Genomic DNA, 21,793 nt, shown 5'->3' with positions numbered 1-21,793 from the left:
GGTTTGAATATAGGAGGGAAATAGAATGAGTTATACAGCTGGCCAGTACGATGTTATTGTAATCGGCGCTGGGCACGCGGGAGTCGAAGCCGCTTTGGCCTCGGCCCGTATGGGGTGCAGCACCTTGCTGCTGACGTTAAATTTGGATATGGTCGCTTTCATGCCGTGCAATCCGTCGATCGGCGGTCCGGCTAAAGGGCATGTCGTGAGGGAAATTGACGCGTTAGGCGGCGAAATGGGCCGAAATATCGATAAAACTTATATTCAAATGAGAATGTTGAACACCGGTAAAGGGCCGGCCGTCCACGCGCTTCGCGCGCAGGCGGATAAATTTATGTACCAGCATATGATGAAGGAAACGATAGAAAAGCAGCAAAACCTGACGATGCGTCAAGGGATGGTTGAAGATTTGATCGTCGAGGACGGGGAATGCAGAGGGGTTGTCACCAAAACCGGCGCCCGTTACATGGCCAAAGCTGTCGTCGTAACTACCGGAACCTATCTTAGAGGGAAGGTGATTATGGGCGAGCTTATGTATGAGAGCGGCCCTAACAATCAACAGCCTTCGGTGAAATTGTCGGAATCGCTGAGATCTCTCGGCTTGGAAATGGTCCGTTTCAAAACAGGTACGCCTCCGAGAGTCCATAAAGAAACAATCGATTTTTCCAAGACTCAAATTCAACCGGGTGACGAAGAACCGAAATTTTTTTCTTATGAAACGACGGAAGGGAAGAACGAACAGCTTCCCTGTTGGCTGACCTACACTTCTGCTGAAACTCATCAGATAATTAGTGATAATCTTCATAGAGCGCCGATGTTTTCCGGTGCCATTGAAGGAACGGGACCGCGGTACTGTCCTTCGATCGAAGATAAGATTGTCCGTTTCAGCGACAAGCCGCAGCATCAGATCTTCCTTGAACCGGAAGGAAAGTCCACTTCGGAATATTATGTCCAAGGATTGTCCACCTCGATGCCGGAAGACGTTCAGCTGCAGATTTTGCGTTCGATTCCCGGATTGGAAAAAGTGGAAATGATGCGCACCGGCTATGCTATCGAATACGACGCGGTTGTGCCGACGCAGCTCTATCCTTCTTTGGAAACGAAGAAAGTGAGCGGCTTATTTACCGCAGGCCAGATCAATGGAACTTCGGGATATGAGGAAGCCGCAGGACAGGGCATTATGGCCGGCATTAATGCCGCGTGTAAAGTGCTGGGGAAAGAGCCGGTTATTCTCGACCGTTCGGAAGGGTACATCGGCGTTCTTATCGATGATTTGGTAACCAAAGGAACGAACGAGCCTTACCGGTTATTGACTTCCCGTGCGGAATACCGGCTGCTGCTTCGCCATGACAATGCCGATCTTCGCTTGACCCCGATCGGACATGATATCGGCTTAATCTCTGAAGAGCGCTACGAACGGTTTCTGCAGAAAAAGGCGCTGGTCGAGAGGGAAATCGAACGTTTGAAAACAACAAAAGTGCGGCCTGAACCGGAGGTCCAGGAGATTTTGGCCGGTGTGAATTCTGCTCCTTTAAATAATGCGGTTGATCTGATTTCACTCCTTCGCAGGCCGGAGGTCCCTTACCGTTTGATCGAACAAATCTCGCCGTCTTCTGAAGAGTTGACTGAGGAAATGAAGGAGCAGGTGGAGATCCAGATCAAATACAGCGGGTACATCGAGAAGCAGCTGCTGCAGGTGGAACGGCTTCGCAAAATGGAGAAGAAGAGAATCCCGGACGATATTGTGTATGAAGAAATTCATGGGATCGCGATTGAAGCGAAGCAGAAGCTTTCCCAAATCCGGCCTATTTCCATCGGCCAGGCTTCTCGGATTTCCGGGGTAACCCCGGCGGATATTTCGATTCTTCTCGTTTACCTTGAGCACTATAACCAGGTTGTAGCAGCCAGGAGCGCCAATGGATGAAGTCGTGGAGCAGTTTTCCAAATTAACGCAATCCCATGGCATTGAGCTGTCAGCGGTGCAAAAGGACCAATTTGAAACTTATTATCAGGAATTGGTCGAGTGGAATGAAAAAATGAATTTGACGGGAATTACAGACAGGGATCAAGTATACATTAAACATTTTTACGATTCTCTTTCTTTATCCTTTTTCGTCCAACTGAAAGACGTCAAGACCGTGGCCGATATCGGTTCCGGTGCGGGGTTTCCCAGCATTCCGCTGAAAATCGCCTTTCCCCATATGCAAGTCACGATTGTGGATTCATTGAATAAGCGGATCACTTTCTTGAAGCATTTGGTAGACCGTCTTGGATTGAAGGATGTGTCATGCGTCCACGGCAGGGCGGAGGATGTGGCCCGAATGCCTGCTTACCGGGATCAGTTTGATCTTGTTACCGCACGCGCCGTAGCGAGATTAAATGCGTTGAACGAATTATGTCTGCCCTTTGTGAAACCGAAGGGACTGTTCGTATCCATGAAAGGCACGGACCCGAGGGATGAAGTCAAGGAAAGCGAGTTCAGCTTGAAAATACTGCAGGCAAGGCTGCTTGAGGTGGCGTCTTTTCAGCTTCCTGTGGAACAATCCAGCCGCCATCTCATCATCATTGAAAAAAAGGCGGCTACGCCTGCAAAGTATCCTCGTAAGGCAGGGACCCCGATTAAAATGCCTTTAATCTAGAAAAAAGGGAAAATGTTCCACGTGGAACACTGTATGTCCTTAATTGTTAAAGGAAGCTTAGGTTCGCCCTGAGTGCGCGAAGACATTTCAAGCATAAAGAGGGTTCTTAATAAAAGAACACAACATGAATTACGGTTGCTCATATTAGTGAGGCGTCGATAGAGGGTTTCGAGTACAGTAAACTCACCGGATGGATCTCCGGAATAATCTTTTTTGCAATGAAATCTATAATTCTATCAATTAAAAATGCAGGAAAATCTTAGCAGCATTGACCGGTATGCAGGATAATTGAAACTTGTGGAGAATTCAATAATTAGTCCTATATTAACGGAGGAACAGAATTGGGTGAAATCATCGTATGAAAGATCATATTTCTAAACTTTTCGGCATATCCGAACGATCAAGTACTGATGAAGTGAAGAATATTCCCGTTAAAGACATTGTTCCCAGCCCCTATCAGCCGCGAGCTATTTTTGACGATGAACGTATAGACGAGCTCTGTCAAACGATAAAAACTCACGGTGTGATCCAGCCGATTGTGGTAAGAGTTCGCAATGGTGTTTTCGAATTGATCGCAGGGGAACGAAGATGGAGGGCTGTAAAAAAGCTCGGGTTAGATACGGTGCCTGCGATTATTAGAGAATTTAACGATTCACAAGCTGCTTCTATCGCCCTGATCGAAAACCTTCAGCGGGAAGGCTTAACTGCGATCGAAGAGGCGGCAGCTTATCAGCAGCTTATGGAAATGCATGGACTTACACAGGAAAGCTTGGCGCAGCGTCTGGGAAAAAGCCAATCTACCATAGCCAATAAAATTCGTCTGCTCCACTTGAGCGAACCCGTCAAGCAATCCTTGATGGAAAGAAAAATTACCGAGCGTCACGCAAGAGCACTGCTTTCATTGGATGATACAGAGCTGCAGATGAAAGTGCTTCAGGATATTATCAGTAAAGAATTGAATGTGAAGCAAACCGAAGCCAGAATTCAATTTTTCAAAGAGTCGGAGAAAATCAAGAGGACGAAAAGAGTGTCTTATACCAAAGATGTTCGCCTTGCGTTAAACACAATTCGGCAATCGGTAGAGATGGTATCTTCATCAGGGTTACATATCCACACAGCTGAGCAGGATAGGGAAGACCACTATGAAATTATCATTCGTATACCTAAAAAATAGCAATCGCTTGTGTTTCTTTCAAATATAGAAAATGTTATAATTTAGTTAAGCAGTGAAAAGCGGCCATCAGCCGTTTTTTCTTTCTTTTTTGTCGGTATGCTGCGCTGCCCTGTGCCACACTTGAACGTCTTGCAAGCAAAACCGACAGAACTTATGAAAGCCGTTTACCGAGATTCATTCCCGCTTGGATGCCGCTTTGGGTGCAGGCGGGAAATGCTCCAACGGGAGTATGCTTCATACAGATTGCTTTATTTTTGCGGAAGTGGTTCTCCTTTGAAATGGAATGAAAACCAGGTATCTTTGGGCGAGGTGAAATACGATTGTCTAGAATAATAGCGATAACGAATCAAAAAGGCGGAGTAGGCAAAACAACAACAGCTGTCAACTTGGGTGCCTCTTTAGCTTCATTGGGAAAAAAGGTTTTATTGGTAGACATTGATCCGCAGGGGAATACAACCAGTGGAATCGGCATCAATAAAGCGGATGTAGTCAACTGCATCTATGATGTGCTGATTAACGATGTCCATCCTAAGGACGCTGTTATTGATACCAAGATTGACAACTTAAAAATTATCCCCGCAACCATTCAGTTGGCAGGCGCAGAGATTGAACTGGTGCCTACCATTTCAAGGGAAGTCCGGCTGAAAAAGTCGCTTCAACTGATCAAGCATATGTATGACTATATTTTAATCGATTGTCCGCCATCACTTGGTATTTTGACCGTGAATTCTTTAACCGCTTCCGATTCTATCATGATTCCAATACAGTGCGAGTATTACGCTTTGGAAGGTTTAAGCCAGCTGCTCAACACAGTGCGGTTGGTCCAAAAACATTTGAACACTGATTTGCAAATTGAAGGCGTTCTTTTGACGATGTTCGACGCCAGGACAAACCTGGGAATCCAGGTGATTGAAGAAGTAAAAAAATATTTTCAGCAAAAGGTGTATCATACGATTATTCCACGCAATGTTAGGCTTAGCGAAGCGCCAAGCCACGGCCAATCCATAGTGACCTACGACCCAAGATCCAAAGGTGCAGAAGTTTATATGGAATTAGCGAAGGAAGTGATTGCCTAATGAATAAGCGATTGGGAAAAGGCCTCGATGCCCTTCTGCCTTCTTTGAATATAAATGAGGATGATAAAGTGATTGAAATTCCATTAACACAGCTTAGAGCCAATCCATACCAGCCAAGGAAAACTTTTGATGAAGAGAGTATCAAGGAGCTTGCCACTTCTATTAAAGAGCACGGGGTTATTCAACCGATCATCGTTCGCAGCGTACTGAAAGGATATGAAATTATTGCAGGGGAGAGGAGATTTAGAGCCTCCCAAGTATGCGGTCTGAGTACCATTCCTGCCGTAGTGAAAAAGTTCAGCGATCAGCAGGTGATGGAAATTGCCTTAATTGAAAACGTTCAGCGAGAGGACTTGAATGCGATGGAAATTGCCGTTGCCTATCAATCCTTAATTGAGCAATTTAATCTAACGCAGGAAGAGCTTTCTTTGAAGGTAGGAAAAAGCCGCTCCCACATCGCGAACTTTTTGCGCCTGCTGCAGCTTCCTGAAGAAATTAAACAATATGTTTCACGTGGAACAATCTCCATGGGACATGCCAGGGCTATCGCGGGAGTCAGAGACGATAACACTAAGAAAGAGCTGGCTGATTTTACGGCAAAGCAGCAATGGAGCGTAAGAGAGCTGGAAGAAGCGATCAAAAAGCTGGAACAGCAGAATGATAAAGATAAACTGAAAAATAAAGCCAAAAACAGAGATCCGTACATCCATGAAGTGGAAGATCATCTGCGCGACCGGTTCCGAACCACAGTTAAAATAAAACATCAAAACAACAAAGGAAAGATCGAGCTGTTGTATTACTCCAAAGATGATTTGGAAAGATTACTGGAAATGCTTAAGGGTAAAATTTCGTAATTGGTCAAATGTCTGAATTTTTTCATTTTTGTGAATCCACCGCATACAAAGCTCTGCCAAAACAAGGCATGAGTGAGTATGCTTTATTTTTTTAGAAACAGCCTTTACAATGGATATAATACAAATGAAATAAGCAGCAAGGGCTCGGAGGAGGGTTGGTTTGAAAACCTATTATTTTGATCATGCGGCTTCTTCTTGGCCTAAACCGTCTTCCGTCATAGAAGCGATTAATGCATCCATACTTGAGTCTGCGGCAAATCCGGGACGGGGAAGCCACCGAATGGCGGTTCAAGCCAGCCGAGTTTTGTTTGATGCAAGGAAGAGTCTGGCCAAACTGTTTGCTGTCAGAAATCCGATCGATATAAGCTTCGCGCTCAACACGACTCATGCACTGAATCAAGCGATAAAAGGATTTGTAAAAGAGCGCGACCACGTGATTTGCACTCACCTGGAGCATAACTCCGTGCGCAGGCCGCTGGTATATTTGAGAAAAACAAAAGCGGTAGACATCACTTATATCCCTGCAAACGAACAAGGTGCGATAGAGCCGGGGGACGTGGAGGAAGCGATTACCAGCCGAACCTCTCTTTTGATAGTGAACCATAGCTCCAATCTGCTGGGATCGATCGTAGATTTGGAACCTTTAGGCAGAATTTGTAAAGAAAAAGGGATTAAGCTGCTCGTAGATGCGGCACAAACGGCAGGCACTTTGGACATCGACGTAGGTGCGCTGCAAATAGATATGCTGGCCTTCCCCGGACATAAAGGACTGCTCGGTCCACAAGGCACAGGAGGGTTATACATTCACCCCGATCTCGAGCTGGAGCCGCTGCTGCATGGAGGTACGGGCAGCCAGTCAGAAGCCGTGGACCAACCTGCGGTAAGACCCGACCGATATGAGGCAGGCACCCAGAATACGGCAGGAATCGCAGGACTAAATGAAGGGGTGAAGTATGTTCTTGGGGAAACGGTACAATCCATACACCAGCGTGAATGGAAATTTACACAGAAAATCATGGAAGAATGGCTGAGGCACCAGGAGATAGAAATTTATGGGCCCGAGTTAGGTGAGAAGCGCACCGGAATTGTCTCTTTTAATATAAAAGGAGCAGATTCCTCCGAAGTAGCATTCATACTGGATCAATCCTACGGGATCGCCGTAAGGGCGGGGTACCATTGCACTCCTTTGGCGCATGAAACCGCAGGCACTTTAGAATTTGGCGCAGTGCGGGCAAGTGTCGGGGCGTTTACAACCGAAGACGAGGTAAAGCATTTGATTGAAGCGGTAGTGGAAATCAGCCGGCATTATAAAAAGAACAGCTGAGAGAATATACAACCTTAGTTATGAAAGAGGAAGAAAGAATGGGACAAGGATTGGACCTCGGAGTGGAGACCGCGATTATGATAGCGGGACTGTCAATGGTCATTGTTATTATTTTATTCATCATGATGATTAATGTCTTGGTGAAATTCAAGAAGCTGCGCAAACGATACGTTCAAATGCTCAACGGCGTTTCCTCCGCAGATGTAGAATCTATAATGATAGAGTTGCAGGAAAGCATGAACAGGCTGAAAGAGGAAAACCGCGAAACGAAAGAAGAGCTGCAGGCGCTTCAAAAGCAAATAAAGACGATGAAATCCAATGTGGGCGTGCACCGCTACTCCGCTTTTGCCGACGGAGGCAGCGACCTCAGCTTTTCGATAGCCATTGTGGATGACAATCAGGACGGACTTGTGTTAACGGGAATACACAGCAGGGAAACCTCATTTATATATGCCAAGCCCATCGTTAACGGACAATCCAAATATATGCTGTCGCCAGAGGAAAAAGAGGCGATCAATCGATCTTTACCAAAGGAGCCGGTTCGGACCTCTGCAGATTAAGCAAGGATTGGCAGAAGGCTTTGACAATGACGTCCGCCATATTCATGACCAGGCTTAACCGGGTATTTTGAAGGACAAAATATTCCATAAAGCCGCCGACGTTAACGATGCCGGTGACATGGATATTGCCGACTGGAGGCAGATCTTTATTGACCCCCGCACCGGGTTTAATCGGGCCGTCCCCCAGCTGAATACAGCCGACGCTGGTCAGCTGGCCGAGACATGCGTCTACGGCGATAACAAAAGGCTCCTTGTGTTTTTGGTAAATGGAGGTCAGCGTATCATTTAAATTCATGGCATGGACAGGTTCTTCCAACGTACCGTATAGATAAAGATCTTTGTTAAGCTCGGCAAGCTTGCTGCCTACGAGAGGGCCTAACGAATCGCCGGTGGAGCGGTCCGTTCCTACACATAGAAAGACGATCGGCTTATACAGTGGAAGCGCCTGAAGATAGCTGTCGAGATAGCCGGAAAGAATATTAACAATATTCTCTTCTTTGTGGGAGATTTTCACGGACAACGGCAGTTTGTTTGACGGCATACCTAGAATGTTGGATAATTTCATACAATGACCTCCATACAGAGGGAATATAGTGCGGATTCTTAATAGTTTATGCAAATACACAAAGAAATATACAAAGTCTAGCAAAGTTGGCTTGGAGGGATCTCCCTGGACCATACGTTATTGATTGCCTTCGATTCGACGCAACAGGCGCTGCGGGCGGAAATGCTGCTGGAATACGCCGAGGTTGAAATCGATTTGTGTCCCACTCCCAAAGAGGTTACGGCAGGCTGCGCGCTGTCCATTCAATTCCCCGAGCCGCAGTTTGAACTTGTGAAACGGATTATACGCTCCGAGAAGGTGGAAATCCGCGGGTTTTATTGTGAAAAAAACGGCGAATATGCTACCATGAATTGGGAGTAAGGAGGAGGATGTATCGTTGTTTATCGATTGGTTTGCAGTATCTACATGGGATCAGTTCCGGATAAAAATAATAGAGTATTTTACGAACCCGAATGTATGGCTTCACATAGCGGGGATTGTCTTTCAAATTCTGCTTATTCTTGTACTGGGCAGGCTGGTTTCCAGGATAGCCCACAAAATGCTGGGGCATATGTTCGTGGATAGCGAAACGCATCCGCTCAGATTAGACCAGAGAAGAACGAGAACCATAGGAAAATTGATTCAAAATATGGTGGCTTACACGGTCAATTTCATAGTCCTGCTGCTGCTGCTGAACCAGATCGGGCTGAATTTGGCTCCGGTGCTGGCAGGGGCGGGGGTGTTAGGGCTCGCCATCGGATTCGGTGCGCAAAGCTTGGTCAAAGACGTGATCACCGGATTCTTTATAATTTTTGAGGATCAGTTCGGAGTAGGCGACGTCGTTCAGATTGGGACGTATAAGGGTACGGTTGAAGAGATCGGCTTGAGGATAACGAGGCTGCGCAGCTGGACAGGGGAAGTTCACATTATACCGAACGGGACGATAACTCAAGTGACCAACTTCTCGATCCATAACGCGCTGGCCGTGGTGGATGTGACGCTTACGCAGGAGAGGGATGTGGAGAAGGCGATCTCGGTGCTGGAGGAAGAGCTGCCCAAACTGGCGGAAGAAAACGAGTATCTGATCAAAGCGCCGGAAGTGCTCGGAGTACAGACGCTCAGCGCAGCCGAAGTGGTGATTCGGGTGACTGCGGAATGCAAACCGAATACGAATGTAGTAGTAGCCCGCCAATTGAATCTGAAAATCAAAACGCTGCTGGACAAGCAAGGAATTTCTCACAATAACCAGGAATCTTAAAGGAGAAAGGATATGGAGAGAAAACAATTTCAATTAGGGGACATTGTCCAGATGAAGAAGCCGCACCCGTGCGGCACCAATGAAATGGAAATTATCCGCATGGGAATGGATATCCGCATCAAATGCGTGGGCTGCAAGCACAGCGTCCTCGTGCCGCGGGCCAAGTTTGAGAGCAAATTGAAAAAGGTGCTGCGCAGCGGGGGAGCCCCCGCTGACAGCGAATAAAAAGCAGCCGGTCCAGGCACGCGCAGCGACGGTGCACGGCGGGCGGTCAGTTTGCACCCGAATGGAAAGTTAAGTTAGCTGTTGCCTTCAGGGCGGGCGTTGTGATAGAATATCTCTTGTCCTCATTTTTGTGGAAAGGTACCCAAGAGGCCCAAGGGGGCTGACTCGAAATCAGCTAGGCGGGTAACTCCCGTGCGTGGGTTCGAATCCCACTCTTTCCGCTCTACATAAGAGTATGCGAAACCTTTATACAAGCTTATAGAGGTTTTTTTGTTGTCTTTATTCGGGTTTCCGTTTGTTGGCGTGAGTTCTGTGACTGAACCGGTCGGCTACGTATCCGATTAGAGCCCAGGAGAGGGTTGTCAGCGCATAAAGGATCAGCAGATCCAAGGGGCGTACTCGTCCAGGATTCATAAAAACAGGCCAGAACCATGCGGGTATGCTGAGGGAGTAAAACAGCAAATAGACAGGATGGGCGTCATGCGCAAAGTAATGGACGATCGACAGCAAGAGACCGAACAAGCCGAACAATAATGTGAATTTACGCATAAATGCCGCCTCCTTGTTGAATGGATAGCTCTTCCCTGGCTGTATGGTCCGCTGGTTAACGCCCAAAAAAACGTGACCCTGGATGAACAGCCTGCCGGGAAGAACCGTGTGTGTTGTCAGTGATTCTTGCGTACCCATTTTCGCTCATGATTCGAGTTTTCGGGAAAACGGTCGCCTTTGCTGAGCTTCACTTGCTTAGGGTTGTTGATACCCGTATGGAACTGGTTCTCCCCTACTTCAATGTACTCCCCGTCATTTGGAGCCCTGTCTCCGGCCTCGAATTCTGATCTTTCTCCCATCTTGGAACACCTCCGTCTTTTGCTTTGTAGTATTTGCCGTTAGGGGGAGGAGGATGTATATCAAAAGCTGGAAGCGGACTAACGATCAGGCTGCACGCTTATTTGATGCGGATACTGAGCTTGCGATTTTTTTACTTGTATTACAGAGTCCAATTTGATATAGTAATTTAGTGCGAGTTTTACTTAAAAGATGATTCTCGCTCCTTGCTCCCACTAACTGATGGGGGCCGTTTAGTCCAAGAGGAGGTGAAAGTACATGCGCAAATACGAAGTGATGTATATTATTCGTCCGGACATCGAGCAGGAAGCTGTTCAATCCACGATCGAAAAATTCCAGAACATCATCAACAACGGTGGCGAAATTACAAAGCAAGACGTTATGGGTAAGCGCCGTCTTGCGTATGAGATCAACAAGTTCCGTGAAGGACACTATGTATTGGTGAATTTTACAGCAACTCCAGCAGTTGTGGCGGAGCTTGACCGTGTAATGAAGATTTCCGATGAAATCATTCGTTACTTGATCACTGTAGACGTAGTAGCTTAATGACGCTGCGATTGTAATTCATTGTGCTGGGAGGGATTGAGTTGTTAAATCGTGTCATATTGATCGGCAGGCTCACCAAGGACCCCGAATTAAGATATACTCCGGCAGGCGTAGCTGTAACCCAGTTTACTCTTGCCGTAGACCGTCCATTCTCCAATCAGTCCGGAGAGCGCGAAGCGGATTTCATCCCGGTTGTAACCTGGAGACAGCTTGCCGAAACGTGCGCCAACTATTTGAGAAAAGGCCGTTTAACTGCCGTGGAAGGCAGGATCCAGGTTCGGAATTACGATAATAATGAAGGCCGTCGTGTGTATGTCACGGAAGTGATCGCTGATAACGTCCGGTTCCTGGAATCGGCTAACAGCGCAAACCGCGAAGAGGCTCCAGCCGTCAGCAGCCGGTCCAACAATAATTCGCGAGGCAACCAAGACCCGTTCCAGGACGATGGCAAACCGATTGATATATCGGATGATGATTTACCATTTTAGGCAGAAAGGAATGAAGATCGAATGGGTTTCCAAAGACGTGATAACAACGAAGAGCGTGGAGAGAAGAAGTTCGGCGGCCGCCGCGGCGGTAAAGGCAAGCGCCGTAAAGTTTGCTACTTCACCGTTAACAAAATCACTCACATTGACTATAAAGATATCGACACTCTGAAGAAGTTTATCTCGGAGCGCGGTAAAATTCTTCCTCGTCGTGTAACCGGAACATCCGCGAAGTACCAACGTGCTCTAACGATCGCTATCAAGCGTTCACGCCAAGTGGCTTTGCTTCCTTACACTACCGAGTAAGGCAAATCCCGAAGACAGCTGCAACCGCAGTTGTCTTCTTTTTTCGAAGTGGAAAAGGGTATCCATCGGTTAGTTTTTTGCACAAATGGAGAGGGTGCGTCCCAGGGATGCGCCTTTTCTTCTATTTTTGGAAGGTCACTCACGGTTCAGCGAGGCGATTTCCTGGATTTATGGTTATGCCGCTCTATTATTTCTCATAAAAGAAGGAAGAACAGAGCTGTTGAAACGTCCGCGAGTATTTGTGGTATAATTTTATCTAAAGCTTTGGATAGGGGGAGACGTTCTGTGTCGGGCTGGGAATAAGATATGGACGTGGCGAAGCGGGCTAAAATCGTGGAGTGGCTGAAAACGGAGATTGTCGATCAAGTGGCCCTGAAAAAAGTGAAAAAGCATAGGGAAGAAAGGCCATCAGCTTGAAGAGTGCAATGGGGGATCTTTCCGCTTTGGAAGAACATATTCGTAAGAGGTGAACCGGTTGGGCAAAATGTGGTTGCGTTATATTCCCTGGAGTCTCGCTTATATTGTTATTTTATTATCGATTCTGACGCCGTTTAGCGTGCTGACGGTCAGTTTCCTTCTTGTACCTTTGCTGGTCCTTTATGTGAAGCTTCCTCAAAGGGTGTTTGTCATACAATATACCGTGATGCTTCTGCTGCTTTTGCTGCTGCCATGGACGGGAAGCCTGTTCCTGATCACGGTATCCCTGTTCTTTCTGCCGCCAGTTGTGGTTATGGGCAAATACTATAAAGCGAGAGCGAATGCGAGAAGAGTGATAACGGCCGGGGTGGTTACCCTGCTGGCGGAAATGCTGCTCAGTCTGGTGGCTGCCGCCGCTGCCGGCTGGAATCCTGTCGGCAAGATAAGCCGGTTTATGCTGGAGAGCATGAAGACTCTGCCGCCGCAGCTGCGCTCACAATTCAATGGGACGTTCTGGGATCAAATCGCCGGCTTGCTGGTGCAGATGCTGCCTTTTTATCTGATTGTTGTGGCGCTCTATTTTACTATGGTTACTCACGCGGTCGGACGGAGGCTGCTCAATCGGTTGGGGGAAACCTGGCCAGGACTGCCTTTCCTCAGGGATTGGAGGCTTCCTAGAACCGTCGTCTTCTTGTATGTGCTCGCACTGCTGGTTGAAGCCGGCACCAAACCGAACGGAAGCCTGGTATCGATGATTGTGCTTAATCTGCTTCCGCTTTTGACATTTGCTTTTACCATACAGGGAATCGGCTTCTTGTTCTACGTCGCTTACTCCAACCGTTGGAATAAAGCTCTGCCCATTGCAGGCATTATAGTTCTGTTTGTTTTTCCGTTCTTCCAGTTCATATTCAGCTTGCTCGGCGTGATTGACGCCGCTTTACCGATTCGGCAGCGAATGGCAAGGAAATAACTCAGTCCGCCGGTTAGAGTAGATAGTTAGGAGCGTGTGTATGCCGAAGTTCCTTCTCAAACGTTGGCACGGATATCATGTGGTTGCCGCATTCGTGCTAATCATTGTGTTGACAGGCGTATTGTTCGTGTTTCAATGGCAGTTGGGTGTGACCGCGCTGGTGCTGTGCGCTTTTGCAGGATTCTATTCACTGCAGGCGGAACAGGCGTTCAGGCGGGATTTGAACCGATATATAGGCACGATTTCCCACAGGGTGAAAAAGGCCGGCAACGAGGTCATACAGGAGCTGCCTCTGGGTATTCTCATCTATGACGAAGAGAAGCTTGTCCAGTGGCACAACCCTTTTGTGGCCAAGATGCTGGAAAAGGCGTCTGTCATCGGTGAGTCTTTGTACGAGGTCATGCCGATGTTGAAAAATAAAAAGGAAGAGACGTCGCAAATTACGATCGACCAGTCTGTGTACCAGGTATTTCACAGGCCGGAGGAGCGGCTGCTTTACTTCCGTGATATTACGGCATTGTCAGGGCTTGCAAAGCGTTACGAGGAAGAGAAGATCGCCATCGGTCTTGTGACCATGGACAATCTGGATGAAGCGACGCAGGGCATGGAGGACCAGACACGGAGCATCATGATGGCCAAAGTGACCGGAGAGATCACGGAGTGGGCCCAGAAGTTCAATATTTACCTGCGCCGCACGGCTTCGGACCGGTATTTGATTCTGATGGACCAGAAGGCGCTGAAAAGCCTGGAGCAGAACCGGTTTGAAATTTTGGACGATGTGCGGGACATCACGATTGAGAATAAGCTGCCCCTCACATTGAGCATCGGGATTGCGTCCGGAGCCGACAGCCTGATTCAGTTGGGTACATTGGCGCAGACGAGCTTGGACATGGCGCTCGGGCGCGGGGGTGACCAGGTCGCCGTGAAGGTTGGGCAGCGCTTGACGTTCTATGGCGGGCGGACGAATGCCGTAGAGAAGCGTACCCGGGTGAGGGCGAGAGTGATCTCCCATGCGCTGAGAGATTTGATTAAGGAAAGCGATAAAGTAGTGATTATGGGCCACCGTTTTCCCGATATGGATTCGATCGGAGCAGCGATCGGCGTGCTGAAGGCGGCCCAAGTGAGCGGCAAGGAAGGATACATCGTGCTGGAAGGCGTAAATCCTTCGATCCAGAAGCTGATGGAGACAATCTATGACGACGAGAAGCTGAACCGATGGTTCATTACGCCAGAGCAGGCCATGCAGATCACGAATCCCCGCTCGCTCGCCGTGGTCGTTGACACGCACAAAGCTTCGCTGGTGGCTGAGCCCAGGCTTCTGCAGCAGACGCACCGGATCGTGGTGGTGGACCATCACCGGCGGAGCGAGGAATTTCTCAGTGAAGCCACGTTGGTGTATATGGAGCCCTACGCGTCGTCTACCAGCGAGCTGGTGACGGAGCTGCTGCAGTATATCAATGAGAGGATTTCAATGGATGTCATCGAAGCGACGTCGCTGCTGGCCGGGATTGTGGTGGACACGAAGAGCTTTGCCGTGCGGACAGGGGCCAGGACGTTCGAGGCCGCTTCTTTTCTGAGAAGGAACGGCGCCGATTCGGCGATGATCCAGCGGATGCTCAAGGAAGACCTGGATGCCTACATCCAGAAAGCGGATATTATCAAGCATACCAAAATCATTTATGATCATATTGCGATGGCGGTTTCCGAGCCGGAACGTAAATATTCTCAGTTGATGATCGCCCAAGTAGCTGATACATTGTTGAATATGACGAATATCAAGGCCTCCTTTGTTATAGGTGAACGGTCGGACGGACAGATCGGCATCAGCGCCCGTTCCACGGGAGAGATGAATGTGCAGATCGTGATGGAAAGGCTGGGCGGAGGCGGCCACTTGACGAATGCGGCCACTCAGCTGGAATGCTCGGTGGAAGACGCGGAGCAAAGGCTGCTGCAGGTTCTGAAGGACATAGAAGAGGAAGAGGGGTTATTCGAATGAAAGTGATCTTTTTGAAGGACGTCAAGGGCCAGGGGAAAAAAGGCGAAGTGAAGGAAGTATCGGAAGGGTACGCCCAGAACTATCTGATCAAGCAGGGTATGGCGGCACCCGCTTCCAATACAACTTTGGCCCAGCTTGAGGGGCAAAAAAAGGCCGACCAGAGAAAGAAAGAGCAGGAGAAGGCCGACGCGCAAGAACTGGCGGGCAAGCTAAACGAAACGACGGTCGGGCTGAAGGCCAAATCCGGCGAAGGAGGCCGTTTGTTCGGAGCGATCACTTCCAAGCAGATTGCGGATGAGCTGGAGAAGCTGGGATTAAAGGTAGACAAAAGGGTCATTCAGCTAAAAGATCCGATTCGTACGTTGGGCGTCACCGAGGTGCAGGTGAAGCTGCATCCTCAGGCGACGGCCACACTGAAGGTGCAGGTTACCGAGGAATAATGCAGTCGCATGAGCGCATTTATCGTATAGATGATGGAAATTAAGGTAATAATTCAACAGAGACAGGAGAGCGGGAATGAGCGGGGAGTTATTTCTTGACCGGATTCCGCCACAAAACATAGAAGCGGAGCAGGCGGTTTTGGGTGCGATTCTGCTGGACACGGAAAGCCTCGTCACCGCGATGGAGCGTGTCACCAGCGATGATTTCTACCGCGGCGCCCATCAGCGGATCTTCGAAACGATGATCGAGCTGGCGGAGGCTAACGAGCCGGTGGATCTGATCACCTTGACGGCACGCTTGCAGAACAAGCAGCTGCTTGAAGAGGTTGGCGGCGTTACCTATTTGTCTGAGCTTGCCAACGCTGTCCCCACATCCGCGAATGTCGACTATTACGCGGCAATTGTGGAAGAGAAGTCCATGCTGCGCAGGCTGATTCGCACGGCGACGCAGATCGTCAGCAACGGCTACGCATCCGCGGACGATGTAGGCTTGATGCTTAGCGAGGCGGAGCAGCGTATTCTGGAAATCTCCAACCGCCGCTCCGGCTCGGGATTCATCTCCATACGGGACGTGCTGATGGACGTGTTCGAGCGCGTCGAGTTTCTTTACAACCATAAAGGGGGGGCCACAGGCATCCCGTCCGGTTTCACTGACCTGGACAAGATGACCTCCGGCTTCCAAAGGTCGGATTTAATCATTGTGGCCGCGCGTCCTTCCGTGGGAAAGACTGCGTTTGCCCTGAACATTGCGCAGAACGTCGGGGTGCGGGCCAAGGAAACCGTCGCCATTTTCTCGCTGGAGATGGGGGCGTCACAGCTCGTACAGCGTATGATTTGCGCTGAAGCGAATGTGGATGCGACCCGGCTGCGGACAGGGCATCTGGAGGCGGACGATTGGGAGAAGCTGACGATGGCGATCGGTTCGCTGTCGGAGGCGGAGATATTTATCGACGATTCGCCGTCAGTGACGGTGGCGGATATTCGGGCCAAATGCCGCCGGCTCAAGAAGGAAAAAGGGCTCGGCATGATCCTCATCGACTATCTGCAGCTTATCCACGGCCGGGGCAAAGGGGATAACCGCCAGCAGGAGGTTTCCGAAATTTCCCGAACATTGAAACAGATTGCGCGTGAGCTGGAAGTGCCGGTTATCGCGCTGTCGCAGCTCAGCCGGGGCGTAGAACAGAGGCAGGACAAGCGTCCAATGATGTCGGACCTGCGGGAATCCGGTTCGATCGAGCAGGATGCCGATATCGTCGCATTCCTGTACCGTGACGATTATTACGACAAGGAATCGGAGAAAAAGAATATTATCGAGATTATTATCGCCAAGCAGCGGAACGGTCCGGTAGGGACGGTGGAGCTCGCTTTTCTCAAAAACTTCAACAAGTTCGTAAGCCTGAACCATACGCATCAGGATGCGGCCGCAGGTTTTGGATAATCTGCAAATTTCCGAACGATTCTATATCTATAAACAGAATCGTTCGTTTTTTATTGACTTTAGTGAACTACATTGATAAACTGAACATGGTGCTTCAAGCACAATTCAGAGGTGGATACCACCTGACGGGGGTAATGCGGATGTCAACCGTTGTTGTTGTAGGAACCCAGTGGGGCGATGAAGGGAAAGGGAAAATCACCGACTTTTTGGCGGAGTCCGCAGAGGTTGTGGCCCGCTATCAAGGAGGCAACAATGCTGGCCATACCATTTTGATCCAAGACAAGAAGTATAAGCTGCATTTGATCCCTTCGGGCATTTTTTATAAGGAAAAAGTGTGTGTCATCGGCAACGGCATGGTGCTGAATCCTGCCGCATTGATTGAAGAGATCAATTATATACACGAGAACGGATTTTCCACCCGCAATTTAAAAATCAGCGACCGCGCGCATGTCATTATGCCGTATCATCTGGTGTTGGACGGGTTGGAGGAAGAAAGCAAGGGCGAGAATAAGATCGGCACGACCCGAAAAGGGATTGGCCCGTGCTATATGGACAAAGCGGCGAGAAACGGAATCCGCATCGCGGATTTGATGCATGCTGCGGAGTTCGAGAAGAAAGTAAGAAGGCTGGCAGCCGAGAAGAATGTGGTGATCCAGCAGGTGTACAAGGCACAGCCTCTGGATGTGGAGCCGATCATTAAAGAGTATCTGGAATTCGCTGAAATCCTTCGTCCTTATGTGACCGATACTTCCGTCGTGTTGAACGACCATATCGACCAAGGGAAGCGTGTTCTGTTTGAAGGCGCCCAAGGCGTTATGCTGGATATCGACCAGGGAACGTATCCGTTCGTTACCTCTTCCAACCCGACGGCCGGGGGAGTATGCATCGGTTCCGGAGTCGGTCCGACGAAGATCAATCAGGTGATCGGCGTAGCTAAGGCGTATACGACACGCGTGGGCGACGGTCCGTTTCCTACCGAATTGCTGGACGAAATCGGAAACAGTATCCGCGAGAAGGGCAACGAATACGGAACGACTACGGGAAGACCTCGCCGCGTCGGTTGGTTCGACAGCGTTGTCGTCCGTCACGCACGCCGAGTCAGCGGAATTACCGGGCTGTCCCTGAACTCGCTGGATGTGCTCACGGGGCTTGAAACGGTGAAGATTTGCACGGGATACAAGTACAGAGGCGAGTTGATCGAGCATTACCCGGCGTCACTAAGTATGCTGGCGGAATGCGAAGCCGAATATGAGGAAATGCCGGGCTGGTCCGAGGATATAACCCAAGCGAAGACATTGTCCGACCTGCCGGCCACTACCCGGAACTACATCGAAAGAGTGTCCCAGTTGACGGGAATTCCCATTGCGATCTTCTCCGTGGGACGCAACAGGGAGCAGACTAATCTGGTAAGGCCGATTTATTCGTAAAACTAACGTAAAACCCCCGCAGCCATCGATGCTGCGGGGATTTTTGTTTTAACGCGGGACTCTCACGGCGCTCGTTGCGGCGGATATGGGTGGGGAGATCCCATATTGCTCCATTTTTCTCGGGCCTCTCACTGCATTCGTTGTTGTGTTGAACGGTGTGGCTAGATCCCATTTTTCTCCTGGCCTGAAAATCTCGTAAATGCGTCTTAACTGTATCATTTTGGTCAATACTTGAGAGAGTAGGTGAAAATTTTCCAAGGTGGTACAAGCAAATGAAAGCTATACAGTGGTTAACCAAGGTTATCTTAAGTACGATTCTAGTAACAGCTATTTCTCTATTGACTACGTGGGCCATCGTCTCGGTGGCTGTGCAGCAGCTGCTGGCGCAGTACAACATTAAGCTAAGCAGCAACGTGCTGTCTCTGCCTAATCTGCTCTCTCTCGTCACGTCAAAGCCCCAGGCCTCAGACACCAATCCTGCGCCGCCGATGCCGGTTCAAAATCAGGATGCCGCAAAAGATAAATCAGTGACTGGTAATACTGACGGCAGCAGCTCCGGGAGCAAAAAGCCCGTCGCTGGTTCTAATCCGCTGGACGCTGTAGCGGCAGCCGGGCGTTTAAGCACCTCGCTGGAACAGGGAAATTCGTCCGCAGAGAGCCAAAAGCTCATCGTGACTCCAAGTGACTTGGCCAAGAAGAAGGACAGCATGTCCGCCCAAGACAAGCAGAGAGTGCTGTCAATTTTAGCGGCGAAGGTGCCCCAGCAGGATATGGACAAAATATCGTTCCTGATGGAAGACGGCATTACCGCCGACAAATTGAACCAGATCCAGGCTTTGTTGCAGAAAAGTTTGAAACCGGAAGAATACAAAGAGCTCGTTTCGATCATTCAAAAATATTAGGCTTTTTACCCATCCGTATCAGCGTTTTGGCTATATTTAACGAAAGCACAGTGCGTTAATTCCGGGAATACCTTATTTGACGAATAAAATTCCTTTATTCCAGGAAATATCTAGAAAATATCAGGGAAGAGGCTTGGTTTACTGCGAAGATCTAAAGGGCGCCGCCAGACGCTTTTTTACGTTAAACGAAATCTTAATTCGATTAGAGTAAATGTTATAGCGGTGAGAGCAAGTCTTATGTCGTTTAGCGATATGAGACTTTTTTCTTATGCGCAGATGTATCCCGTCCCGGTGAGTATCATTTCGATCGTCCCAGTTGAATTCAGTCACATCTCCATTTTTCATGCAACTGGCCATTAGCTAAGGGTATCGTGGTCACACCCGAATTTAATACGTTTTCATCGACATTTTTCGTGATGCTGTGACGAAAAACCGGGAATAATGTTGAAAATACGAAAATCGTTGTGTAGAATGAATTAGGAAAAGCTTGGTCGGTTCTAGTAAATTAGTTGCAGGGGATGCGGGGCTCCCGTGGGAAGCCGCCTGATTTCGGACGAATTCGTCCAAGAGGCCCAAGTTCTTAAGGGGGCTATATCTCCGTTTGCAGGGCTAACCACTCTAAGGATCTGACAAAGCAGCAAGGTGGCTGATGCCATTTTTGAGGGGTCTTGTCATATTTGAAGAAGGACCGGCATTAGCAATAAAACGATCGAAGGAGAAGCATATGCCATTTTTGAAGAAACCGAATTGGATGAGGGGGCTTGCCGACAAGTCCGCATCGAACCGGTCCTCCATAAAGAAACAATGCTCCATAGATGCAGTTCAAGACAACGGCAAGGAAGACGCACAATCCGCGCAAAGGAATGAACAGAACAGCAAGCCATCCTGGGCGGCTTATCTCAGTAAACGTAAAAGAAGCATTACAGCTGCCGCAGCGTCCCTCGGTATCGTCGTCGCCGTCACGCTAGGAGGCCATAACTACGTACAAGCCAACTTGTCGAGCACCTATCATGTCTTGGTCGACGGGCATGAGATCGGTATGGTCAGCGACCCCGGAGTGGTGGAGCGTTTCAAAAAAGCGAAAGCGGACAAGCTGCAAAAGGACAATCCGGACGTGCGCATGATGCTGAAAGCGCCGTCCATCCAATATAATCCGGAATGGATGTTTCATTACCAGGTCAATGACAAGGATGTTCTGGATCAGCTGGATAAGCGGCTGGCAGGACAGGCCGTCGGGCTGGAATTGAAGATTGACGGGAAGGTGTACGGCATAGTCAAGGACAAGCAGACAGCAGAGAGCATCCTTGAGAGCTATAAAGCGAAGTATATGCCGAAGCCAAAGGAAACAGGGACGGTTACGATCCTCTCCTCCGATGCTCCCAAGCCGCAAAACACCGGGGATGTAGTCGTGCAGAAAATGGATTTTATCCAAAAAGTGGAGCTGAACGACACCCCTATCGAGAAAACGGAGTTAAATAAGCCGGAAGAGCTGCTCCGCAAGCTGGAAACCGGCGGCGTGCAGCCGACCCAATACGTCGTCCAGCCCGGTGACTGCTTGTCCTGCATCGCCAAAAAGTTCAATATCCCGAAGCAGTCTATTTATGAGAGAAACAGCTGGATTTGGGAAGACCAGATCAAAGCGGGCCAGACACTGGATTTAACCGTATTGAAGCCGGCGCTGTCGGTCAGATCGGTCGAGCTGGTTGTCGAAAACCAGGAAGTTCAATATGATACGGTGGTTCAGCAGGACCCTTCCCTGAAGGAGGGAATAACGGAGACGGTCCAGCAGGGTAAGAACGGCATGAAGAAGCTGACGGTGAAGCTGACCAAGATCGACGGCAAGGTGGATGAAGAACAGGTCCTGAAAGAAGATATCGTCGAACCCCCCGTTTCGGCCGTAGTGAGAAAAGGCAGCAAGGTGATCCTGGGCGAAGGAACGGGCAACTTCTCGTGGCCGGTCATCGGAGCCTCCATCACTTCGACATTCGGTATGCGCTGGGGCAAAATGCACAAAGGAGTTGACCTGGTGGGCGGCTCAGGCATTGTGGCGGCCGACAACGGGAAAGTGATTTACACAGGCTATGACCACGGATATGGCAACCATATCATCATTGACCACCTGAATGGATATCAAACGTTATACGGCCATTTGAGCGCAATTCAAACATCGGTCGGCACGGTTGTGGAAAAAGGCGAGAAGATTGGCGTGATGGGATCGACCGGCGATTCGACCGGCACGCATTTGCATTTTGAAATACATAAATCTGGCGCTATCGAGAATCCATTGAAATATTTGAACAGGTAGGCACCGAAACAGGCATGGCAGCTCGCCCGATAGGGTGGTGCCGTGTCTTTTTTGTATGAAG

General features: G+C 49.1%; 23 protein-coding genes and 1 tRNA gene. 21 read left to right on the top strand and 3 right to left on the bottom strand.

Features of this window, described 5'->3' with window-relative positions; translation table 11 throughout:
• Nucleotides 1-25: 25 nt before the first annotated feature.
• The 7 genes from mnmG to ACZ5N7_RS14585 all read left to right on the top strand — a co-directional run bounded on the left by mnmG (nucleotide 26) and on the right by ACZ5N7_RS14585 (nucleotide 7,627).
• A complete protein-coding gene (gene mnmG, locus ACZ5N7_RS14615) occupies nucleotides 26-1,924 on the top strand; it encodes a tRNA uridine-5-carboxymethylaminomethyl(34) synthesis enzyme MnmG (RefSeq protein ID WP_464655155.1) in 1,899 nt (632 codons plus the stop codon).
• Entirely contained in the window at nucleotides 1,917-2,639 is a 723-nt protein-coding gene (rsmG, locus tag ACZ5N7_RS14610; protein ID WP_464655153.1) for a 16S rRNA (guanine(527)-N(7))-methyltransferase RsmG, read from the top strand. Before mnmG ends, rsmG begins: the two co-directional genes overlap by 8 nt.
• A 358-nt stretch (nucleotides 2,640-2,997) precedes the next feature.
• The gene (gene noc, locus ACZ5N7_RS14605; protein ID WP_464655152.1) at nucleotides 2,998-3,813 is read left to right on the top strand and encodes a nucleoid occlusion protein; all 816 of its coding nucleotides are present in this window, start codon (nucleotides 2,998-3,000) and stop codon (nucleotides 3,811-3,813) included.
• Nucleotides 3,814-4,133: 320 nt separating this feature from the next.
• Nucleotides 4,134-4,889: a ParA family protein gene (locus ACZ5N7_RS14600; RefSeq protein ID WP_464655151.1), complete on the top strand. Its 756-nt coding sequence runs from the start codon at nucleotides 4,134-4,136 to the stop codon at nucleotides 4,887-4,889.
• Nucleotides 4,889-5,743: a ParB/RepB/Spo0J family partition protein gene (locus tag ACZ5N7_RS14595; protein WP_464655150.1), complete on the top strand. Its 855-nt coding sequence runs from the start codon at nucleotides 4,889-4,891 to the stop codon at nucleotides 5,741-5,743. The genes ACZ5N7_RS14600 and ACZ5N7_RS14595 overlap by 1 nt, the downstream gene beginning before the upstream one ends.
• Before the next feature lie 160 nt (nucleotides 5,744-5,903).
• A complete protein-coding gene (locus ACZ5N7_RS14590; protein WP_464655148.1) occupies nucleotides 5,904-7,067 on the top strand; it encodes an aminotransferase class V-fold PLP-dependent enzyme in 1,164 nt (387 codons plus the stop codon).
• A 38-nt stretch (nucleotides 7,068-7,105) separates the two neighbouring features.
• Nucleotides 7,106-7,627 (top strand): DUF4446 family protein, encoded by a 522-nt coding sequence (locus ACZ5N7_RS14585; RefSeq protein ID WP_464655146.1) that lies wholly within the window; start codon nucleotides 7,106-7,108, stop codon nucleotides 7,625-7,627.
• Here the strand turns inward: ACZ5N7_RS14585 and yyaC are convergent.
• The gene (gene yyaC / locus ACZ5N7_RS14580) at nucleotides 7,581-8,192 is read right to left on the bottom strand and encodes a spore protease YyaC (RefSeq protein WP_464655144.1); all 612 of its coding nucleotides are present in this window, start codon (nucleotides 8,190-8,192) and stop codon (nucleotides 7,581-7,583) included. The two genes, ACZ5N7_RS14585 and yyaC, sit on opposite strands and share 47 nt — an antisense overlap.
• 120 nt (nucleotides 8,193-8,312) lie before the next feature.
• Here yyaC and ACZ5N7_RS14575 point away from each other — a divergent pair, with 120 nt between their 5' ends.
• From ACZ5N7_RS14575 to ACZ5N7_RS14560, 4 genes are all read left to right on the top strand, one after another.
• A complete protein-coding gene (locus ACZ5N7_RS14575) occupies nucleotides 8,313-8,552 on the top strand; it encodes a putative Se/S carrier protein (protein WP_464655142.1) in 240 nt (79 codons plus the stop codon).
• 16 nt (nucleotides 8,553-8,568) lie between these two features.
• The gene (locus ACZ5N7_RS14570) at nucleotides 8,569-9,429 is read left to right on the top strand and encodes a mechanosensitive ion channel family protein (RefSeq protein ID WP_464655141.1); all 861 of its coding nucleotides are present in this window, start codon (nucleotides 8,569-8,571) and stop codon (nucleotides 9,427-9,429) included.
• A gap of 12 nt (nucleotides 9,430-9,441) precedes the next feature.
• A complete protein-coding gene (locus ACZ5N7_RS14565) occupies nucleotides 9,442-9,654 on the top strand; it encodes a DUF951 domain-containing protein (RefSeq protein ID WP_464655139.1) in 213 nt (70 codons plus the stop codon).
• Nucleotides 9,655-9,786: 132 nt separating this feature from the next.
• A tRNA-Ser gene (locus ACZ5N7_RS14560) sits at nucleotides 9,787-9,875 on the top strand.
• 58 nt (nucleotides 9,876-9,933) lie between these two features.
• Here the strand turns inward: ACZ5N7_RS14560 and ACZ5N7_RS14555 are convergent.
• Nucleotides 9,934-10,203 carry a hypothetical protein gene (locus tag ACZ5N7_RS14555; protein ID WP_464655138.1) on the bottom strand — a complete coding sequence of 90 codons (270 nt, stop codon included), beginning with the start codon at nucleotides 10,201-10,203 and terminating at the stop codon, nucleotides 9,934-9,936.
• 116 nt (nucleotides 10,204-10,319) lie between these two features.
• Nucleotides 10,320-10,502: a YjzC family protein gene (locus tag ACZ5N7_RS14550; RefSeq protein WP_464655136.1), complete on the bottom strand. Its 183-nt coding sequence runs from the start codon at nucleotides 10,500-10,502 to the stop codon at nucleotides 10,320-10,322.
• Nucleotides 10,503-10,758: 256 nt separating this feature from the next.
• On the opposite strand from ACZ5N7_RS14550, the gene rpsF reads away from it, so the two are divergent.
• From rpsF to ACZ5N7_RS14500, 10 genes are all read left to right on the top strand, one after another.
• The gene (rpsF, locus tag ACZ5N7_RS14545; RefSeq protein ID WP_464655134.1) at nucleotides 10,759-11,046 is read left to right on the top strand and encodes a 30S ribosomal protein S6; all 288 of its coding nucleotides are present in this window, start codon (nucleotides 10,759-10,761) and stop codon (nucleotides 11,044-11,046) included.
• 41 nt (nucleotides 11,047-11,087) lie between these two features.
• Nucleotides 11,088-11,534: a single-stranded DNA-binding protein gene (ssb, locus tag ACZ5N7_RS14540; RefSeq protein WP_464655132.1), complete on the top strand. Its 447-nt coding sequence runs from the start codon at nucleotides 11,088-11,090 to the stop codon at nucleotides 11,532-11,534.
• 21 nt (nucleotides 11,535-11,555) lie between these two features.
• Nucleotides 11,556-11,837 (top strand): 30S ribosomal protein S18, encoded by a 282-nt coding sequence (gene rpsR / locus ACZ5N7_RS14535; RefSeq protein ID WP_464655130.1) that lies wholly within the window; start codon nucleotides 11,556-11,558, stop codon nucleotides 11,835-11,837.
• 484 nt (nucleotides 11,838-12,321) lie between these two features.
• Entirely contained in the window at nucleotides 12,322-13,224 is a 903-nt protein-coding gene (locus ACZ5N7_RS14530; protein WP_464659294.1) for a DUF2232 domain-containing protein, read from the top strand.
• A gap of 40 nt (nucleotides 13,225-13,264) precedes the next feature.
• On the top strand, nucleotides 13,265-15,220 hold the full coding sequence (locus ACZ5N7_RS14525) for a DHH family phosphoesterase (RefSeq protein WP_464655129.1): 1,956 nt from the start codon (nucleotides 13,265-13,267) through the stop codon (nucleotides 15,218-15,220).
• Nucleotides 15,217-15,660, top strand: coding sequence for a 50S ribosomal protein L9 (gene rplI / locus ACZ5N7_RS14520; protein WP_464655127.1), 444 nt, complete (start codon nucleotides 15,217-15,219; stop codon nucleotides 15,658-15,660). Before ACZ5N7_RS14525 ends, rplI begins: the two co-directional genes overlap by 4 nt.
• Nucleotides 15,661-15,736: 76 nt before the next feature.
• Nucleotides 15,737-17,098, top strand: coding sequence for a replicative DNA helicase (dnaB, locus tag ACZ5N7_RS14515; RefSeq protein WP_464655125.1), 1,362 nt, complete (start codon nucleotides 15,737-15,739; stop codon nucleotides 17,096-17,098).
• Nucleotides 17,099-17,238: 140 nt separating this feature from the next.
• On the top strand, nucleotides 17,239-18,525 hold the full coding sequence (locus tag ACZ5N7_RS14510) for an adenylosuccinate synthase (protein ID WP_464655123.1): 1,287 nt from the start codon (nucleotides 17,239-17,241) through the stop codon (nucleotides 18,523-18,525).
• 272 nt (nucleotides 18,526-18,797) lie between these two features.
• Complete coding sequence (locus ACZ5N7_RS14505) at nucleotides 18,798-19,427, top strand: hypothetical protein (protein WP_464655121.1); 630 nt, start codon at nucleotides 18,798-18,800, stop codon at nucleotides 19,425-19,427.
• Between the two features lie 724 nt (nucleotides 19,428-20,151).
• On the top strand, nucleotides 20,152-21,732 hold the full coding sequence (locus ACZ5N7_RS14500; RefSeq protein WP_464655119.1) for a peptidoglycan DD-metalloendopeptidase family protein: 1,581 nt from the start codon (nucleotides 20,152-20,154) through the stop codon (nucleotides 21,730-21,732).
• The last annotated feature ends 61 nt before the right edge of the window (nucleotides 21,733-21,793 follow it).

The organism is Paenibacillus sp. JCM 18996 (genome assembly GCF_055392555.1).
Note: the sequence above shows the minus strand (reverse complement) of the source record. Positions and strands in the feature narration are given on the sequence as shown.

Excerpts from the sequence above, each read along its gene's own strand:
- yyaC (WP_464655144.1), bottom strand. The coding sequence starts at position 8,192 with ATGAAATTATCCAACATTCTAGGTATGCCGTCAAACAAACTGCCGTTG.
- rsmG (WP_464655153.1), top strand. The coding sequence starts at position 1,917 with ATGGATGAAGTCGTGGAGCAGTTTTCCAAATTAACGCAATCCCATGGC.
- ACZ5N7_RS14565 (WP_464655139.1), top strand. The coding sequence starts at position 9,442 with ATGGAGAGAAAACAATTTCAATTAGGGGACATTGTCCAGATGAAGAAG.
- noc (WP_464655152.1), top strand. The coding sequence starts at position 2,998 with ATGAAAGATCATATTTCTAAACTTTTCGGCATATCCGAACGATCAAGT.
- rplI (WP_464655127.1), top strand. The coding sequence starts at position 15,217 with ATGAAAGTGATCTTTTTGAAGGACGTCAAGGGCCAGGGGAAAAAAGGC.
- ACZ5N7_RS14530 (WP_464659294.1), top strand. The coding sequence starts at position 12,322 with ATGTGGTTGCGTTATATTCCCTGGAGTCTCGCTTATATTGTTATTTTA.
- ACZ5N7_RS14550 (WP_464655136.1), bottom strand. The coding sequence starts at position 10,502 with ATGGGAGAAAGATCAGAATTCGAGGCCGGAGACAGGGCTCCAAATGAC.
- ACZ5N7_RS14585 (WP_464655146.1), top strand. The coding sequence starts at position 7,106 with ATGGGACAAGGATTGGACCTCGGAGTGGAGACCGCGATTATGATAGCG.
- ACZ5N7_RS14500 (WP_464655119.1), top strand. The coding sequence starts at position 20,152 with ATGCCATTTTTGAAGAAACCGAATTGGATGAGGGGGCTTGCCGACAAG.
- ACZ5N7_RS14525 (WP_464655129.1), top strand. The coding sequence starts at position 13,265 with ATGCCGAAGTTCCTTCTCAAACGTTGGCACGGATATCATGTGGTTGCC.
- rpsF (WP_464655134.1), top strand. The coding sequence starts at position 10,759 with ATGCGCAAATACGAAGTGATGTATATTATTCGTCCGGACATCGAGCAG.
- ACZ5N7_RS14505 (WP_464655121.1), top strand. The coding sequence starts at position 18,798 with ATGAAAGCTATACAGTGGTTAACCAAGGTTATCTTAAGTACGATTCTA.
- rpsR (WP_464655130.1), top strand. The coding sequence starts at position 11,556 with ATGGGTTTCCAAAGACGTGATAACAACGAAGAGCGTGGAGAGAAGAAG.
- ACZ5N7_RS14555 (WP_464655138.1), bottom strand. The coding sequence starts at position 10,203 with ATGCGTAAATTCACATTATTGTTCGGCTTGTTCGGTCTCTTGCTGTCG.
- ACZ5N7_RS14595 (WP_464655150.1), top strand. The coding sequence starts at position 4,889 with ATGAATAAGCGATTGGGAAAAGGCCTCGATGCCCTTCTGCCTTCTTTG.
- ACZ5N7_RS14510 (WP_464655123.1), top strand. The coding sequence starts at position 17,239 with ATGTCAACCGTTGTTGTTGTAGGAACCCAGTGGGGCGATGAAGGGAAA.
- mnmG (WP_464655155.1), top strand. The coding sequence starts at position 26 with ATGAGTTATACAGCTGGCCAGTACGATGTTATTGTAATCGGCGCTGGG.
- dnaB (WP_464655125.1), top strand. The coding sequence starts at position 15,737 with ATGAGCGGGGAGTTATTTCTTGACCGGATTCCGCCACAAAACATAGAA.